Annotated in this window: 15 protein-coding genes and 1 pseudogene; 7 read left to right on the top strand and 9 right to left on the bottom strand. The window is 69.3% G+C overall.

The window, feature by feature from the left end; genetic code table 11:
- On the bottom strand, positions 1-1,485 hold the full coding sequence (locus tag AC0VYP_RS01855) for a hypothetical protein (protein ID WP_475472195.1): 1,485 nt from the start codon (positions 1,483-1,485) through the stop codon (positions 1-3).
- Between the two features lie 186 nt (positions 1,486-1,671).
- On the opposite strand from AC0VYP_RS01855, the gene AC0VYP_RS01860 reads away from it, so the two are divergent.
- From AC0VYP_RS01860 to AC0VYP_RS01870, 3 genes are all read left to right on the top strand, one after another.
- Entirely contained in the window at positions 1,672-2,154 is a 483-nt protein-coding gene (locus AC0VYP_RS01860) for a glutathione peroxidase (protein WP_285760615.1), read from the top strand.
- 160 nt (positions 2,155-2,314) lie between these two features.
- On the top strand, positions 2,315-2,992 hold the full coding sequence (locus AC0VYP_RS01865) for a response regulator transcription factor (RefSeq protein WP_475472196.1): 678 nt from the start codon (positions 2,315-2,317) through the stop codon (positions 2,990-2,992).
- A gap of 3 nt (positions 2,993-2,995) precedes the next feature.
- Positions 2,996-4,396 carry a HAMP domain-containing sensor histidine kinase gene (locus AC0VYP_RS01870; RefSeq protein WP_285760617.1) on the top strand — a complete coding sequence of 467 codons (1,401 nt, stop codon included), beginning with the start codon at positions 2,996-2,998 and terminating at the stop codon, positions 4,394-4,396.
- Between the two features lie 57 nt (positions 4,397-4,453).
- Here the strand turns inward: AC0VYP_RS01870 and AC0VYP_RS01875 are convergent, their stop codons facing one another.
- Both AC0VYP_RS01875 and AC0VYP_RS01880 read right to left on the bottom strand, forming a co-directional pair.
- Positions 4,454-4,945, bottom strand: coding sequence for an NUDIX hydrolase (locus AC0VYP_RS01875; RefSeq protein WP_285760618.1), 492 nt, complete (start codon positions 4,943-4,945; stop codon positions 4,454-4,456).
- Positions 4,946-5,004: 59 nt separating this feature from the next.
- Positions 5,005-5,937 (bottom strand): TAXI family TRAP transporter solute-binding subunit, encoded by a 933-nt coding sequence (locus AC0VYP_RS01880; protein ID WP_475472197.1) that lies wholly within the window; start codon positions 5,935-5,937, stop codon positions 5,005-5,007.
- 221 nt (positions 5,938-6,158) lie between these two features.
- On the opposite strand from AC0VYP_RS01880, the gene dctA reads away from it, so the two are divergent.
- From dctA to AC0VYP_RS01895, 3 genes are all read left to right on the top strand, one after another.
- Positions 6,159-7,679, top strand: a complete 1,521-nt coding sequence (gene dctA, locus AC0VYP_RS01885; RefSeq protein ID WP_475472198.1) for a C4-dicarboxylate transporter DctA — start codon at positions 6,159-6,161, stop codon at positions 7,677-7,679.
- A gap of 151 nt (positions 7,680-7,830) precedes the next feature.
- Positions 7,831-8,454, top strand: a complete 624-nt coding sequence (locus AC0VYP_RS01890) for a YigZ family protein (RefSeq protein WP_475472199.1) — start codon at positions 7,831-7,833, stop codon at positions 8,452-8,454.
- Between the two features lie 122 nt (positions 8,455-8,576).
- On the top strand, positions 8,577-9,191 hold the full coding sequence (locus AC0VYP_RS01895) for a TetR/AcrR family transcriptional regulator (RefSeq protein ID WP_285760622.1): 615 nt from the start codon (positions 8,577-8,579) through the stop codon (positions 9,189-9,191).
- 283 nt (positions 9,192-9,474) lie between these two features.
- Here the strand turns inward: AC0VYP_RS01895 and AC0VYP_RS01900 are convergent.
- From AC0VYP_RS01900 to AC0VYP_RS01915, 4 genes and pseudogenes are all read right to left on the bottom strand, one after another.
- Positions 9,475-9,909, bottom strand: a pseudogene (locus AC0VYP_RS01900) (M48 family metalloprotease); the annotation flags it as partial.
- Positions 9,910-9,936: 27 nt separating this feature from the next.
- The gene (locus AC0VYP_RS01905) at positions 9,937-10,410 is read right to left on the bottom strand and encodes a hypothetical protein (protein WP_475472200.1); all 474 of its coding nucleotides are present in this window, start codon (positions 10,408-10,410) and stop codon (positions 9,937-9,939) included.
- A 483-nt stretch (positions 10,411-10,893) separates the two neighbouring features.
- Entirely contained in the window at positions 10,894-11,520 is a 627-nt protein-coding gene (locus AC0VYP_RS01910) for a DivIVA domain-containing protein (RefSeq protein ID WP_475472201.1), read from the bottom strand.
- 249 nt (positions 11,521-11,769) lie between these two features.
- Entirely contained in the window at positions 11,770-12,579 is an 810-nt protein-coding gene (locus AC0VYP_RS01915) for an N-acetylmuramoyl-L-alanine amidase (protein WP_475472202.1), read from the bottom strand.
- Positions 12,580-12,872: 293 nt separating this feature from the next.
- Here AC0VYP_RS01915 and AC0VYP_RS01920 point away from each other — a divergent pair, with 293 nt between their 5' ends.
- Complete coding sequence (locus AC0VYP_RS01920) at positions 12,873-13,235, top strand: YkvA family protein (RefSeq protein WP_475472203.1); 363 nt, start codon at positions 12,873-12,875, stop codon at positions 13,233-13,235.
- A 108-nt stretch (positions 13,236-13,343) separates the two neighbouring features.
- Here AC0VYP_RS01920 and bldC read toward each other — a convergent pair whose 3' ends face one another.
- Both bldC and AC0VYP_RS01930 read right to left on the bottom strand, forming a co-directional pair.
- Positions 13,344-13,547 (bottom strand): developmental transcriptional regulator BldC, encoded by a 204-nt coding sequence (bldC, locus tag AC0VYP_RS01925; protein ID WP_011293174.1) that lies wholly within the window; start codon positions 13,545-13,547, stop codon positions 13,344-13,346.
- Between the two features lie 708 nt (positions 13,548-14,255).
- Positions 14,256-15,179, bottom strand: a complete 924-nt coding sequence (locus AC0VYP_RS01930; RefSeq protein WP_285760627.1) for a DUF8083 family protein — start codon at positions 15,177-15,179, stop codon at positions 14,256-14,258.
- Positions 15,180-15,665: the final 486 nt, after the last annotated feature.

Raw genomic sequence — 15,665 nt, forward strand, 5'->3', positions numbered from 1 at the left:
TCACGCCCCGGGGCCGGGGGAATCGCTGGGCCGGGGAGCGTCCGGTTCGGGAGCGAACACGAAACGCTGACGGTTCTGTACGACCAGGGCGTGACCGTCCCGGGTGATCGCCTCCACGTAGCCGGTCAGCTCGTCGGAGACCGCTGCCTTGTCGTCGGCCTCCAGCACCACCTGGCCGCTGTCGTCCTCGGCGCCCCGGGAGTCGCCGTAGATGTAGCCCCCCAGTGCGAACCGCGGCACGATCGAGCGTTCCTCCTGGTCCTCGAACTGCCAGCGCACCGCGCCCGTGGCCAGATCCACCGCGATCATCGGGGTGGTGCCGCTGGACTGGGGCAGCAGCAGGGTGTCGGTGGTCGGGTCGAGGACCGTACCGGGGACCGGCGCGGTACCCAGGGACGCGCTGACGGGGTTGGCACCGGGTTCGGCGAGCGACCACACCAGTGCGCCGTCGTCCAGATCGTGCAGCGACAGGACCGACGGCTCCTCGGGCATGCCCCAACGCACCAGTACGGTCTCGCGCTCCTCGGGCGGGGCGGGAGAGGCCGAGGGGGCCGGGCTCGGACGTGCACTGGTCGAAGGCGTTGCCGGCCCGGTCGCCTCGGCATCGGGGGGCACGTCCAGCGTGTAGAACCCGGCCACCTGGGGGCGGGCGCCACTCAGCACGGCGTCCTCGGCGAGTTCCGGGGATTCGCCGGACACGCTCCACAGCAACGCGCCGTCGTCGTCGAGATCGCGGGCCTGTAGACGTCCCGCGCCGTCGTCGAGCAGGACCACCTCGCCGCGTGCGGTCACCGGCACGCCCAGGTGCGCGACGGCCTCCTCCGCCTCTGCGCTGTCGGTCGGGTCCGCCGCCTCCTCGTCGTCCTCCTTCTCGGGGGCGGCAGGCGGTTCGGGCTCGGTGAACTCGTACTCCCAGACCGCTTCGCCGTCGGGGCGCGCGATGGCGAACGCGCCGTAGGGCTCGTTCGGCGTCCAGTCGGCGGGACGCCGCACCACCCATCCGTTGAGGTAGCCCTCGCGGGGGTCCGAGCCGCTCCACACCTGCTCGCCGGCATCGTCCAGGACCGTGGTGACGGTTGTGCCGTCGCCGGGGCGGCTCACCTCGAACACGTCGTCGCCGGAGTCGTCGGTGGTGAACCGCTCCACGCGCTGGGAGTCCTCCCAGAGCGTGCGGCCGTCGGCGGCGTCCTGGAGAAGGTGCCGTTCCTCGCTGTTGGCGGAGATCAGGAAGGAGTCGCCGACCGCCTGGATGCGCACGCCGAGAGGGTCGTCGAGGAGGTCGGGGCCACTGCCCTCGGGCCCGTGCAGGAACCGCAGCGCCTTCCCGGACAGCCCTGGCGGGGCCGCACCGTCATAGGTGGTGGGCAAGGGGGGCGGAGAACCGGTCGGGGCCTCGGGTTCGGGGTCGTCGGTACAGGCCGCGGCGGTGACGAGCAGACACGCCCCGGCCGTCAGCGCCAGTACCCCTCGCGCCCGGCTGCGCATTCCCGTTCACTCCCCTCGCGACGGCTGTCCCTGTTGACCGATCCTAGAACCAGCTGTCGTACCGTGACACAGCCCTTGTCCGTCCCGTTACGGTACGCGTCGCCGGGCACGTCCGCGGCTTGCGGGGCGCCGCTTGGGCTCCCGCGAACCGCGGCGACCACCCGAGGCGGGTTAGGCTCCGGTGCCATGAGGATTTATCAGAGCGAACTGCGCTCCCTGGAAGGTGAGTCGTTCCGGCTGCCGCAGGACCAGCTGCTGCTGATTGTCAACGTCGCCTCCAAGTGCGGCGCGACTCCGCAGTACAGCGGCCTGGAGCGTTTGCAGGAAGGGTACGCCTACCGGGGTTTCTCCGTCATCGGCGTTCCGTGCGACCAGTTCGCCGGTCAGGAGCCGGGTTCCGCGGAGGAGATCCGGCTGTTCTGTGCCATGACCTACGGCATCAGCTTCCCCCTGCTGGAGAAGAGCGAGGTCAACGGGCCGAAGAGGTTGCCGCTCTACGCGGAGCTCACCAAGACCCGCGATTCCTCCGGACTGGCCGGAGACGTCGCGTGGAACTTCGAGAAGTTCCTCGTCGCCCCCGGCGGCAAGGTGCTCAATCGTTTCCGGACCAGCGTCCAGCCCGAGGATCCCGAGGTCATCTCGGCGATCGAGGAGAACCTTCCCGGATAGCCCGCCAGCGGCGCGTACGGACGCAGTCCTCGGCCGGGTCCGCGGCACAGGCGGTCACGTCGTGCCTGCCGGCCCGGCGCAGCCGTGCGCTGCGCCGGGAGCGGTGTTTCGCCCAGTGGGAGCGCCCGGCCGTTTGCCAGGCGCTCTACGATGTCTTGCGATGCGCATACTGGTGGTCGAGGACGACGATCGCGTCGCGCGGGGACTGGTCACCGCGTTGCGTAACGCGTCCTACGAGGTGAACCGGGTCTCCACCGCCGCTGCTGCGCTGCGTGCGCCAGCGGCGGACGTCGTGCTGCTCGACCTCGGACTGCCCGACGCGGACGGCATCGACCTGCTGCGCAAGCTCCGGGAACGACCCGAGATCGCGATCATCGCCGTCACCGCACGCGCAGAGGAACGGGAACGGGTCCGGGGCCTGCGTTCCGGCGCCGACGACTACGTCGTCAAGCCCTTTGGGATCGCCGAGCTTCTGGCGCGCATCGACGCCGTGCTGCGCAGGACCCGAGCGGCCCGCGCCGGGGCCGATCCCGACCCCCCGTTGAGGATCGGGCCGCTCACGGTGGACACCGAAGCCAGGGAGGCGAGCCTGGGCGGTGCGGCACTGTCGCTGACCCGCAAGGAGTTCGACCTGCTGGCTCTGCTGGCCGGTCGGGCGCCGGGAGTGGTGGGCCGTGACGTCATCCTGGACCAGGTGTGGGGGGCCACCTGGGAGTCGTCCTCGCGGACCCTGGACACCCACATCGCCGCCCTGCGCGGCAAGCTCGGTGATCAGGTCCGCATCCAGACCGCGCGCGGGGTCGGCTACCGGCTCCTCGCCGAGGCGGAACCGGGCTAGCCGGTGCTGCGCAGGCTGCTGATCGTCCTGTTGCCGCTGGCGTTCGTCCTGGTGGCGGCGCTGGGTGTGCCGCTGAGCACCATCGTGGCCCAACAGGAGACCCAAGAGGTCTACGTGGACCGGCTCAACGACATCGGTCGGTTCTCCTCGCTGGCGGCGACCGCACTGGCCGCCGAGCGCACCGAGTCGTTGGCCATGGAACTGACCCGCTACGAGGATCTCTACGGCATCCCGGTGGCGCTCCTCGACCCCGCGGGTGAGGTGCTGTTGTCCTCGGGGCCCGGGCACGAGGTCGAGAACGTGCTAGCCGACCCCGCCACCCGCGGCGTACTGAACGAGGCACTGGCCGGGTACCGCCCGGAGGCGCCCACGGCGGTGTGGCCCTGGAATCCCGCCCCCCTGATCCTCGCCGAGCCCATCGGGCGCGACAGCGAGGTGGTGGGGGTGATGGTGCTGGTGTCGCCCACCGCGAAGCTGCGCGACCAGATCCTTGTCAGCTGGGGCAGGCTCGCCCTGGTCGGGCTGTTGCCCACGGCCGCGCTCGCAGCCGTGGCCTGGCCGGTCTCGCGCTGGGTGCTCCTGCCGGTGCGTCGCCTGGACGCGGCCACCGCCAAGATCGCCGACGGTGACCTGTCGGTGCGCGCCGACGCGGAGGGCGGCCCACCCGAGCTGCGCACCCTGGCCGGGTCCTTCAACGCGATGGTGGACGTCGTGGAGCGCTCCCTGCACCGTCAACGGGCGTTCGTCTCCGACGCCTCCCACCAACTGCGCAATCCACTGGCCAGTCTGCGTCTGGCGGTGGAGAACATCGAGCCCCACCTGGAGGGCGAGCAGGCCCGCGAAGCCCACGCCGACGCGGTCGAGGAAGCGAAGGCCATGCACCGTATGCTCAACGCGCTGTTGGCCGCGACCCGGTTGGAGAGCTTCAATCAGGCCGAGCCGGTCGAACTGGACGAGGTCTTCGACACCCGCCTGGAGCGTTGGCGGGTGCTGTGCGCAGAGCGCGGACTCGACCTGGAGACGCACATCCCGCCGGGGCTGCGCATCCTGGAACCGCCGGGCGGCCTGGGCAGCGTTCTCGACGAGCTGATGAGCAACGCCATCCGGCTCTCGGGCGGCTCCCGCGTCGTGCTGCGCGCGCGTCCCGGCGATCCGGTGGAGCTGTCGGTGATCGACGACGGAGTCGGCCTGGACTCCGACGAGCGCGTGCAGGCGCTGCAGCGCTTCTGGCGGGCGACCAAACACCAGAACACCGTCGGCACCGGGTTGGGGTTGGCCATCTGCGCCGAACTCGTGCAGGCCGCGGGCGGTGAGTTGCGTCTGCGCCCGGGGCTGCCCCGGGACGGCGGCTACGGCCTGGCGGTGGTCATCGGTCTGCCGCGCGCCGAGGACGACCCCCGCTGACCGCGGCGTCCCCGTCCACCCCGGGGTAATGGCGGAAACCGTGCGGCCGGGGTGGGATCACGGGGTCCAGGGGCCGGTGCGGTCGGGGTCGAACCAGCCGCTGACACCGGCGCGCGCCTGGTCGATGCGCCGCATGAGGCGTTCGTGCATCGGGGGCAGGTCGGCGTAGGCGAACCAGCCGACCTCCAAGGACTCGTCGTCGTTGACCCGAGGGGTGCCGCTCACCGGATGGCAGCGAAACGCGAGGTCCAGAAACTGGACCCGGTCGTCGTTGGGGTAGGTGTGGGGCTCCTCCATCACCACGCTGACCAGTTCCGCCACCCGTATCCGCACGCCGGTCTCCTCCTCGATCTCGCGCACGAGGGCGGCCGCCGGCTGCTCGCCCGGCTCGACGATTCCCCCCGGGGTGGCCCAGTGGCCGTCGTCGGCGCGCCGGTGCAGCAGGATTCGGTCTTGGTCGTCGATGACGATCGCCGTCGCACCGATCAGCAGCAGAAGGTCGTGGCCAAGGCGCTCGCGCAGTTCGAGGACGAAGGAGGGAGTCGGCATGTCCCGACCCTACAGAGCGCCCGCCGCCGGGGCGGCCGCTGCGGGGCGCGCCGCACCGGTCACTTCTTGGCGGCCCGGAACCACGTCTGCGCGCCCGGGTGCAGCGGCACGGGGCCGGTGGCGATGCCGGTGCGCACGTTGATGTGCGCGGCCTCGGGACGGTCGGCGGCGATCACCGAGGACTGGGTGAAGACGGTCTCGGTGACGATCGCGCCGACCTCCGGGGCCAGGTCGGCCCGGCACAGCAGCAGGTTGGGGATGGCCACGGTGCGGCAGGGCGGCACCCCCGGGTACGCAGTGGACGGCACGGTCGCGGGAATGTAGGGACCGGGGTAGGTGTCCACCAGGTCGGTCGCCTGCTCCTCCAGAGGGATGAAGCGGACGTCGTGGTCCCGGGCCAACGCCTCGATCGCAGGGGTGGGGATACCGGTCAGGGAGAACAGGGCGTCGATCTCGCCGTTGACCAGTGCCCGTGCCGACTCGGCCTGGTCCAGGCGCACGTCGTCGATGCCCAGACCGGTCAGGCGGATCAACCGTTCGCAGGTGAACTCGGTGCCCGAGCCTTCCGCGCCCAGGGAGACGACCCGACCGGCCAGGTCCGCGTATTCCTCGACGGGGGAACCGGCGAGCACCACGAGGTGCAGGTGGCTGTCGTAGACCCGGCCCAGTGATCGCGCCCAGGGCGGTGGGGTGGCGTTCTCGCCGACCACCGCGTCCAGACTGGCGAACCCCAACTGGGCCTGGTTCCTGCTGAGCATTCGCAGATTGTCCGCCGAGGCACCCGTCTCCACCGACCGCACTCTCGTCTGTGTCAGCCGGGTGGCCAGGACCCCCGCCAGAGCAGCGCCGATCTCGCGGAACACCGCGCCGGGCGGACCGGTGGCAAGGATCAGCTCCGCGGGGTCCACAACGGTGTCGGAGGCGCATCCGCTCAGCACCGCGAGGCCGCCCAGCAGGGCGGCACGGCGGGTGAGACCGGGGCGTTCGAGCACGCCGCAAGCCTACGCGCTCTGTTTCGGGGTGCGACCCCGCTCACAGCCGCGTGCCAACGGTGGCCACACAGGGAGACGGGCGTCACACAGTGTGCATTCCGGTGACCCAGCGCACCGGAATGTCAGACGAATCTGAAGTTTCAACCGTGTGGCTTGCTCGTAAAACACGACTGTGGCGAGAGTCATGTGACGCCCCGCACAAACCCGCTAGGAGGTCCGACGTGTCAGCCCTCGGACAAGCCGCACCATCCCCGGAAGGCCCGGACACCGGTTCCGCGAAGCCGGCCCGACGCAAGCGCATCTACCACCAGCTCTATTTCTGGGTGCTGGTCGCAATCGCGTTGGGCATCACCTTCGGCCTGACCTTCCCGGAGCAGGCGGCCCAGACCAAGTGGCTGGCCGACTTCTTCATCAAGCTCGTCAAGGTCGTCATCGCCCCCACGATCTTCTGCACGGTCGTCGTGGGTATCGCCAACCTCGGCAACCTGGCCAGGGCCGGAGGGCTGGCGCTCAAGACCGTCCTCTACTTCAACGTCACCACGGTCTTCGCCCTGGGCATCGGCCTCGTCACGATCAACCTGCTCCAGCCCGGCGTGGGGCTGAACATCACCCTGGACGAGTCGGCGGCGGCCGGAACCATCCAACAGGTTCAGGAGACCGGAGGCGAGGGCCTCACCGGCTTCCTGCTCAGCCTGATCCCCACCACGTTCTTCTCCGCCTTCACCGAGGGCCAGCTGATCCAGGTCCTGGTACTGGCGATCCTCGTGGCGTGCGCGCTGTCCATGATGGGTGAGCGCGGCAAGCCCGCGATCCGCGCCCTGGACACCATGTCCCACATCATGTTCGGTGTCATCAAGATCGTGATGTACGCGGCCCCCATCGGCGCGTTCGGCGGAATGGCCTTCACCGTCGGCGAGTACGGCGAGCAGGTCCTCGGCAGCCTCGCCTACTTCATGCTCAGCTTCTACATCACCTGCATCCTGTTCATCGGCCTGGTCCTGGGTGCGGTCTGCCGGATGACGGGCTTCAGCCTGCTGAAGTACATCCGGTTCATCCGCGACGAGCTGCTCATCGTCCTGGGCACCTCCTCCAGCGAGTCGGTCCTGCCCCGGATGCTGGTGAAGCTGGAGGCGGCCGGCGCCAAGAAGTCGGTGGTCGGCCTGACCATCCCGACCGGCTACTCGTTCAACCTGGACGGCACCGCCATCTACATGACCATGGGTGCCATCTTCATCGCCCAGGTGACCGGCGCCGAGGTGTCCATCTGGACCCAGATCGGCCTGCTGCTGTTCATGCTGATCTCCAGCAACGGCGCCGCGGGTGTCAGTGGTGCCGGCCTGGTCACGCTGGCGGCGTCCCTGGCGGCCTTCGACGACGTGATCCCGCTGGCCGGCATCGCGCTCATCGTCGGTATCGACCGCTTCATGTCCGAGGCCCGTGCGCTCACCAACCTGACCGGCAACGGCATCGGGACGCTGGCGATCGCCCGCTGGAACGGCGAGCTCGACCGGGAGCGTCTGCGCTACGTGCTGGACAACCCCAACTCCGTCGACATGGACGCCCTGATGAAGTTCGACCCGCACTCCGAGGCGGAGACCTCCGGTGCGGTATCCACCGAGACCGCGTCCACCGAGGCCGCGTCCGCCCAGACCGCGTCCGCAGAAGGGGGCACCGATCCCGCGCCGCCCGGCGACGGGGGCGACAGGGCCGGTGCCTCGGCCGGGCACCCCAAGACCGGCTGACCGCCTTCCCGTCCCTCCCCGGCTGGTCGGTCCGGAGAAAACGGGTACCCGCGCCGCTTCCCCTCCCAGCGGCGCGGGTACCCGCGTCCTGTCCCCAGGGCAGGGCGTACGTGCCGGCGCGGGGGCGCCGGCACGTACGATCGGGTCGGCGATGAGAACGATCAAGCACGACGGCGAGCACGAGCTCGACATCAAGAAGTCCCGGTTCATCTGCGCGCTCGCCCGGGTCGGCGACGAGGCCGCGGCCCGCGCGTTCATTGCACAACGACGCAGACTGCACTGGGGTGCCGGCCACAACTGCACCGCGTACGTGCTCGGTGCCGACGGCGGTGTGCAGCGCTCCAGTGATGACGGTGAACCTTCGGGCACGGCCGGGGTCCCGATGCTGGAGGTGCTGCGCCACCGCGGGATCACCGACACCGTCGCGGTGGTGACCCGCTACTTCGGTGGGGTGAAGCTCGGTGCAGGCGGTCTGATCAGGGCGTACGGGAACGCCGTTGCTGCTGCCGTCAACGTGTCCGGGCTGCTGGAGCTGCGTACGCTCCTGGTCGTCGAGGTCCTCGCCGACTATCAGCAGGCCGGACGTCTGGAGAGCGATCTGCGCGACTCCCGCCACCGGGTCCTGGCAGTGCGCTACGAGACCGATGTCCAGGTGGACGTGGCGGTGTCCGACGAGGAACTTCCCGGGTTCCTGGCCTGGATCGCCGAGCTCACCGCCGGCCAGGCTCTGTGCGAGGTGCGAGGGAGCACAGTGGTGGAGGTCGATCCCGGCTGAGCCGGGCTTTCCGTGCCGCTTGAGCGGGACGAGAATCACAGACCGGTCGGTATGTAGGTGGCCTATCCTGGTCGGGAAGGGGCCCGGGGCGTCCGAGGCCGCACGACGCGGGAGGCGGACACATGACCAAGCCGGTGGAACCGGACGCGGGTGCTGCTGAAACCGCCCCACTCTCGGTCCCGGACCGGCTGACCGCCGCGGCGACCCGGCTCTTCGCCGAGCACGGGTTCGAGCGAACCTCGGTGCAGGAACTTGTGGAGGCCGCAGGGGTCACCAAGGGCGCGATGTACCACTACTTCACCTCGAAGGACGATCTGCTCTTCGCCGTGTACGAGCGGGTGCTGAGTATGCAGACGCGGCGGCTCGCCGCGTTCGCCGAGGCGGAGGGGCCGGTGGCCCGGCGGTTGCACCAGGCCGCGGCCGATGTCGTCATCACCACGGTGGACAACCTCGACGACACCCTCATCTTCTTCCGTTCCCTGCACATGCTCTCTCCCGCGCGCCAGTCGCAGGTGCGCAAAGAACGCCGCTCCTACCACGAACTGTTCCGGTCGCTTGTCGAGGAGGGGGCCCGCGAGGGCGCCTTCCGGACCGACGTGCCGCCCGACATCGTGGTCAGCCAGTATTTCGGCGCGGTCCACCACCTCGGCATGTGGTACCACGCCGACGGCGAGTTGAGCGGTGCCCAGGTCGGCGAGCACTTCGCGGACCTGCTCCTGGCCAGCCTCCGGACGTGAGCCCCGGCCGGCGGGCGGTCTGTTGTCGTGCGCCTGACCTGACCTGACCTGACCCGGCCTCTGCCCTCTCTTGTCCCGACGCCGCCGTAGCGGGGGTGTCTGCCGTCCCGAGTCCGCGGTTCCGTTGAGGCGGACCGACGGCCGGGGAGGGGAAGACGCCGTGACCTCAACCGACGGCAGTATCCGGGAACGGCGTCCGCACCGGTCGTGGGGGAGCGGCTGCACCCGTTGGTCGGGGGTGCGGGCGCTCAGGGAGGGGGAGGGCGCACCGCACCGCGCCTCGTCAGCCGAACACCCGTCCGGGGCGGCTTCGGTCCCGGACGGCGGCGAGGCGACGCACCGTGCTCGGCCGCCGCGACAGGAGGTTGTGCAGGAGGGAGAAGAACCCCCGTTCGGTTCGGGCGCGCTCGGCCATCTCGCCCAGGTTGATGTAGGGGTACAGGTACTTGCCGCCGACCAGCACCCGAAGGCCGTGTGCGCCGTCAGGGCAGTGCGCGTAGGCGTGATCGTCGGCGGTGTACTCCATCGCCCGTGACAGTGACGAGCCCACCCCGGGCAGGAGGGAACCTGCGCAACTGCCCAGACGGCGCCAGTAGCCGGTGTGACCGGCGGCGATGTGGCCGAGCTCGTGGGCGATCAGGAACCGCAGTGCCTCGGGGTCGCGGAGCCGCCCGCCCAGTTCGAAGAGGTCGGGGTCGAGGACCACGTAGCGCCGGGAGCCGTGCCCGGCCGCACCGAGGAGCGGTCAACGGCCGGGTCCCACGTACACGGCCGGGACGCGCCGCAGGTCCATCGCAGCGGACAGCTCGCGCAGCATTCGGTACACCTCGGGGAACTGGGTGGGCGAGACCTTGGCCGAGCGCGCCTTGTGATCGGCCTCGATGAGTCCTCTGATCAGCCAGTATCCCGTTATCGTGCCGAGCATGGCGAGGGCGGCCGTGCCGGGGGTGCCCGAGTGGATCCACAGGGCGCGGCTCAGGGCAGCGGCCATGCCCACTGTGATCACCAGGCAGGTGAGGAGCAGCGGAAGCTCCCAGGGATGTCGTCTCGCCGACGCGGCGCCGGCCGGAACGGTCCGTGACCGTTGCCCGGGTACCTGCTGGGATCGGTAAGGCGTCCCCGGTGCGTATCCCTGGGGAAACTGTGCGGGAAGAGGCGCCGCGCCATAGGGGAATCGGGCGGTGTCGTCGTGGTTCTCGGGGAGTTTCGCCTGGGCCATTTCCGCACCCTGCCGTTCGCATCGCGGCCCGCCAGCCACATAATGGCTACTTCAAGTAATGGAATATTACTTTCCGTATCTGGTTGTGATCGAATCATCCACGCGTGTTCCGCGCGATTCGGGGCGGCGGAGGCGGAATAATCCACTCGGCACCTCGACCGATACCCCAATGGGGTATCGGTCGAGGTGGGACGCTGAACGGGCGGGCGGGACGCGGACGACACGGTTCACCAGGAGCAGGCAACCGCACCGCGGGTTCCGCGCCAGGTTCTGGTGGAGCCCTGTCCTGTCGTTGTCGGGGGTGACGCGATCGCCGCCCCACCGGCGGTCGGGGTGCCGGCGCCCTCTCCGGGATCGTCCTGTCGCCGGCAGCGGTGGTGACGAGCCCGTCCGCCCTCGCCACCCGACTGCCGTGCAGGGCGGACCGCCCGTTGCTTCGTGAAGCGGGCCCCGTGGAGACGGGACCTCCTCCAGGGGCGGGCCTCAGTGCAGGCCGTGGTGTTCGAGTTCGTCGACGAGGAGGTCGAGGAACTGGTTGACCTCGTCCTCGGCGTAACCGCTGCGCAGCCGGGCCGAGGTGAACCGGACCGCGCGCACCTCTGTCGCACTCAGCGGTTCGGTTGCGTCGGCTCCGTTGAGCGCCGCGGAGATCGTCGCCTCTGCCCGGTCCAAAAAGGCGTTGACCTCGTCCTCGATGTAGCCGCTGCGCAGCCGGGTGGTGGTGAACCCCTTGTTCCGAATGTCCTCGGGGCGCAGCCGAAAGACCGTCCCGGCCGGCTTGTTCGGGACACCGGTTCGCTTGAACTGTCCGGTGTTCACGCTTGCGGCGTACAGTCCGGCAGCGCGCAGGCTCTCGGCGACCCGGTCGAGGAACTCGTCAACTTCTTCCTCGTCGTAGCCGCTACGGACAAGAGTGGTCCGGAACTGCGACCGCATGACATCCGAGGCTGTGATCAGGTCGCCGCCGCGCTGTCCGTTCGCTACCGCGGTGAGGGTGGCCTCGACCCTGCGCAGCAATAGGTCCACGTCATCCCGGACGTATCCGGGGCGCAGGCGCGAGGTGCTGAACCGCTTGTTGCGGATGTCCGCGGGCGTCAGTGGCATAGCCATATTGTGCATATCCGACGTGACCCACACCATATCTGCGCCCGATTGCGCGCGTCTTTGCTCCAGATCTCCGGTATTGCTGCGGCGGTCAACCGGATCGCTTCGTCCGTAGGGGATCGCGGGTCCGCCAGGCCGGGCCGGACGCTGTGCAGCCCTCTTCGGCCCGCCGGTGGCGACGGTCGGCCGGAACCCGCGAAGCCCTGCAACGGTCGCACCGAAAACAGGGCGCGGGGCGGACCGGATATTCCTGGGTCAGTCCCGAAGAAGATAACGGGAGAGGCCCGCAGTGATGGCCTCGGCCGCCTCGTCGCGCCAATCGGGGTCGGTGAGGTTGGCGGCGTCGGTGCTGTTGCGCATGTTGCCGACCTCGAGGAAGACCTTGGGCACAGTGGACATGTTCAGCCCGCCCAGGTCGGTACGGAAGTCCAGTCCCTCGTCGGCGAGGTAGTCGGCGTGCGGTTGCACCTCGACGAACTCGTCGCGCAGGTCCTCGGCGAGTGTGCGGGAGGGCTCCAGGATGGGTTCGGTGTACCCGGCCACCTCGCCCGGGGCGATGACGTGGAAGCCGCGTCCGCTCGCGGGTCCGCCGTCGGCGTGGATGGAGATCGCGACGTCGGCCTCGGCGTCGTTGCCGATCTGCGCGCGCTCGTTCACACAGGGGCCGACGCCTTTGTTGTCCGGCCTGGTCAGCACGACCGTCGCCCCCTCGGCGGCGAGGCGGTCACGCACACGTAGCGACAGATCCCAGTTGAACTCGTGCTCGGGGTACCCGTCGCCGGTGGAAGCGCCGACGGTGTCGCACGCCTTCTTCTCGGGGCCTGCGGGAACCTGCTTGTTGATCTCGCTCGCGGCCTCGGCGTTCCCGCCGTTGTGCCCGGGGTCCACCACCACGGTGGCACCCGAGAGGGGCAGCTGCGGCCGCGGAGGTGCCGCGTTGTCGCCGGCGGCCGTTTCGCCCGCCCCGGGGGCCGGAAGGGGCAGGTCGGCGGTGCCCTCAGGATTGGGCCGGGCACCCTCGGGCAGGGAACCTGCGCATCCGGTCGCCAGGGACAGGCACAGCACGGGAAGCAGGGCGAGCGCCTGGATGCGCGATGATCGAGAGCGGCGGAGGCCGCGGGTGGTGCCGATGCTTGCCCCCGTTGGGATGAAGTGGGGTGGTTCGGTCGGGTCTGCGTGAACAACCTATGTCACGCACCGACTCTCCGGCTCGCGTCCGATGGCCGGGGTGAGGCCCATTTCACCGCGGAGTCCGCATAACACCGCCACTTGGCGGGAACAGAACGGGGCAGGGACGCGTCATATCGCAAGAGCACTCGGAGCGTCCCGAGCGCACCGATCTTGTCGAGGTGAAGCGAATGCGCAAGTCCAACCGAGCCGCGGCCGGCGCGGCAGCCTGGAAGGTCGTCAGTGAGGCCAACCAGCCGGGTAAGCCCCCCGTCGCCGACCGGATCAAGGCGCTGCCCCGGATGCTCGGGGCCAAGGCCAGGGGGCGTTACGACCAGCTCCCGGCATCCCGCGTACTGCTGTTCCTGGCCGGAATCGCCTACATCGCCTCTCCGGTCAACCTCATCCCGGAGCTGTTCATCCCGTTCCTCGGGCTGGCCGACGACATCGGTGTCGCGGTCTGGCTGACCAGTGCCCTGCTCGGCGAATCCGAACGTTTTCTCGCCTGGGAGCAGGTGGGTACCGACTACGTCGAGGGCCGGGTCGTCTCCTAGCCCCGGACATGCCGAGGGCGGGTCGCTTTCCTCGGCGACCCGCCCTCGTGCGTCGGGCAGTCATTCTCCCCCAGCGATCCTTCCGGACTCCGGAAGTTGGAGGGCGGGCTACTCGCTGCGCTGGCTCGGAATCCCGGCCAGGAGTGCACGGACTTCGGTCTCGCGGTAGCGGCGGTGGCCGCCCAGAGTCCGAATCGAGGTCAGCTTGCCGGCCTTCGCCCAGCGCGTGACGGTCTTGGGGTCCACGCGGAACATGGTGGCCACCTCGGCAGGGGTCAACAGGGGCTCCGCCTCGGGCGTGCGAGTTGACATTTGTACGGCCTCTCCTCCTGGATCTGTGTGCCGATCCTTGAGACTTCAATCCTGGCACTTGGCCCGGATGTCCAATATTGCCCTTAGGTCTACATATTGGCATCACCCGAGGTGATTGCGCGACCACTTAACGCGACTTTGTTGGATGGGAGCTCCAAAGTCGCACATGCGTTGCGTCACGCTGAGTGATTCTAGCGACACGTTTAGTGGCATGTGGCGTATTCGGTCAAAACTTCGTCCTCCGGCCCTGTCGTTCTCGATTCAACGACCTTGGGGTGCTAGGGCGGCGTTGGTCGATGCTCTGGATGCCCCGTCGGCTGGGCGGGGCTGCCGGGCCACCCATCAGCAGTTTTGCCTGCTGGGCATGAATGCCTGGTGCGTGTGTCGGCGCCTGTCAGGTGCCATGTGAACCCCCTTTGCGGCACGGGTGTTCAGTTACACAGAGTGCGCTCTGTAACGGTCTCAACACAGTCTATGTCGATATCTATCGGATGGTATGCCCATTTTCAGCAAAGTTGATGCCAACTGTGTAGCTCGTCATGACCTGTCCCACCTCTACCTGTTCGAAAATCGGTGGAACACCCTGAGAAACCTGGTGCACCAGGTTGACCCCGAGGGGTGGGAAAGACAGGGAACCGGGCCCGCGCCCGACCGCTCGCAGCCCCCGCCAGAGCGCCGGATGGGGGCTCAGGGGCCTGCTGCCTGCGTTCAGTTGGCGTTGCGCAGTGCCCGAACAGCGTTCCAGCGCTGTCGAAGCCGCCCGGCCATGGCCTTGGCCAACTCGGGGTGTCCCGTCTCCAGGCCGATGAGCGCCGCGGACGCCTCCGCTACGGAGTGGTCGTCGCGCAGGGCGCTGTCGTCCATGAGATGCACCAGGCCGCCGTAGTCGAGCTCGAGGAGGGCCCGTGGGTGGGCCAGTTCGACCAACCACTCCTCCAGGCGCTCGACCGCGAACAGTAACGAGGAACCGGCCGCAGCAACCCCGCCCAGCAGGGATACCGCCCGGGTCAGCCGGGAGCGGGCGTCGGCCATCTCAGCGACGTACAGCAGGGTTCGGGGCTCGTGGCGTGGGGCGGGCTGCGGGGCAGTCTCCCCGAGGGCTCCGGTTCCGCCCGGGATGGGGAAGGACAGGTCGCGATCGGCACCGCGAGCAGGCCCCAGGACCAGGCAGCGCTCGTCGGCCTCGAACGGCAGCAGCCACGCGAGCGGGACCCGCCAGGTGCTGGTCAGGATCTGTGGGCTGGCGGGCTCGCCGCGCTCCCGCCAGCGGGCGAAGTCCGCGCGTACCTCTCCGGCCACCGTCTCTGTGATGAACGCCCCGCGCCGGCGCTCGTCGGTTTGGGTCTCGAACGACTCGAATGCCAGCCAGGAGCGCAGTCTGGTCTGCCATGGGCAGATGAACAGTTCGTCGCCGATCCTGCGCACATAGGCGTCGCCGCTCTCCTTCGCCGGTGCGACCACCGGAGGGGTGGCGCTCAGCCGGACCAGGCTCTGTGCGTGCTCGACCGCCATGGCCTCCACCCGTCGCGGCCGCGCGGGCGAGTCCGCGTACGCGCGCCAGTACGCCCGGTCGCGGCTGGAGAACGCCACAATCGGCTGGTAGAGCCGGAGATAGGCCGTATAGGGGAGCACGCCTGAATCGTGGCACACGACAGGGGATTTTCGGGGGACCTCCGCCCCTGCCAGCAAGCCACTTGTGGTCACTTCGCTGGCATGCCGATGCCGTCCCTTAAATGCGGAGACGGTACCGTGTCTGTGGCACTCCACGGGGCGTGACCCGCGTGCCGGGGGAACAGCGGGCGGCGTGAGCCGTGCGCCGACTCCTCCGGTCGCACCGGTCGTCCCCCGATGTCTGCGAAGCGAGCCCGGAGGGCGACGAGCGCTGGCACGTGAGTGTGCAGGGGCGGTGCGGGGGACGCCGGAGAGTGTCGGCGTCGTTCCGGCTTTGTGCGGCACGCTCGGTTCCGAGCGGGCGGCGTAGGCAGGTTGGTCCTGAACCGGGTACGGTTGTATCCGTACGTAAGCTGGCGCCTGTCCTCGTCAGTGCGGTGATGGTCGCCAGCCAGGCATTGTGGTTTTGCTAGTGATCTGGGGTTTGTGAGAACCCAATCGTTGAGG

The organism is Nocardiopsis sp. iso_186 (genome assembly GCF_056173365.1).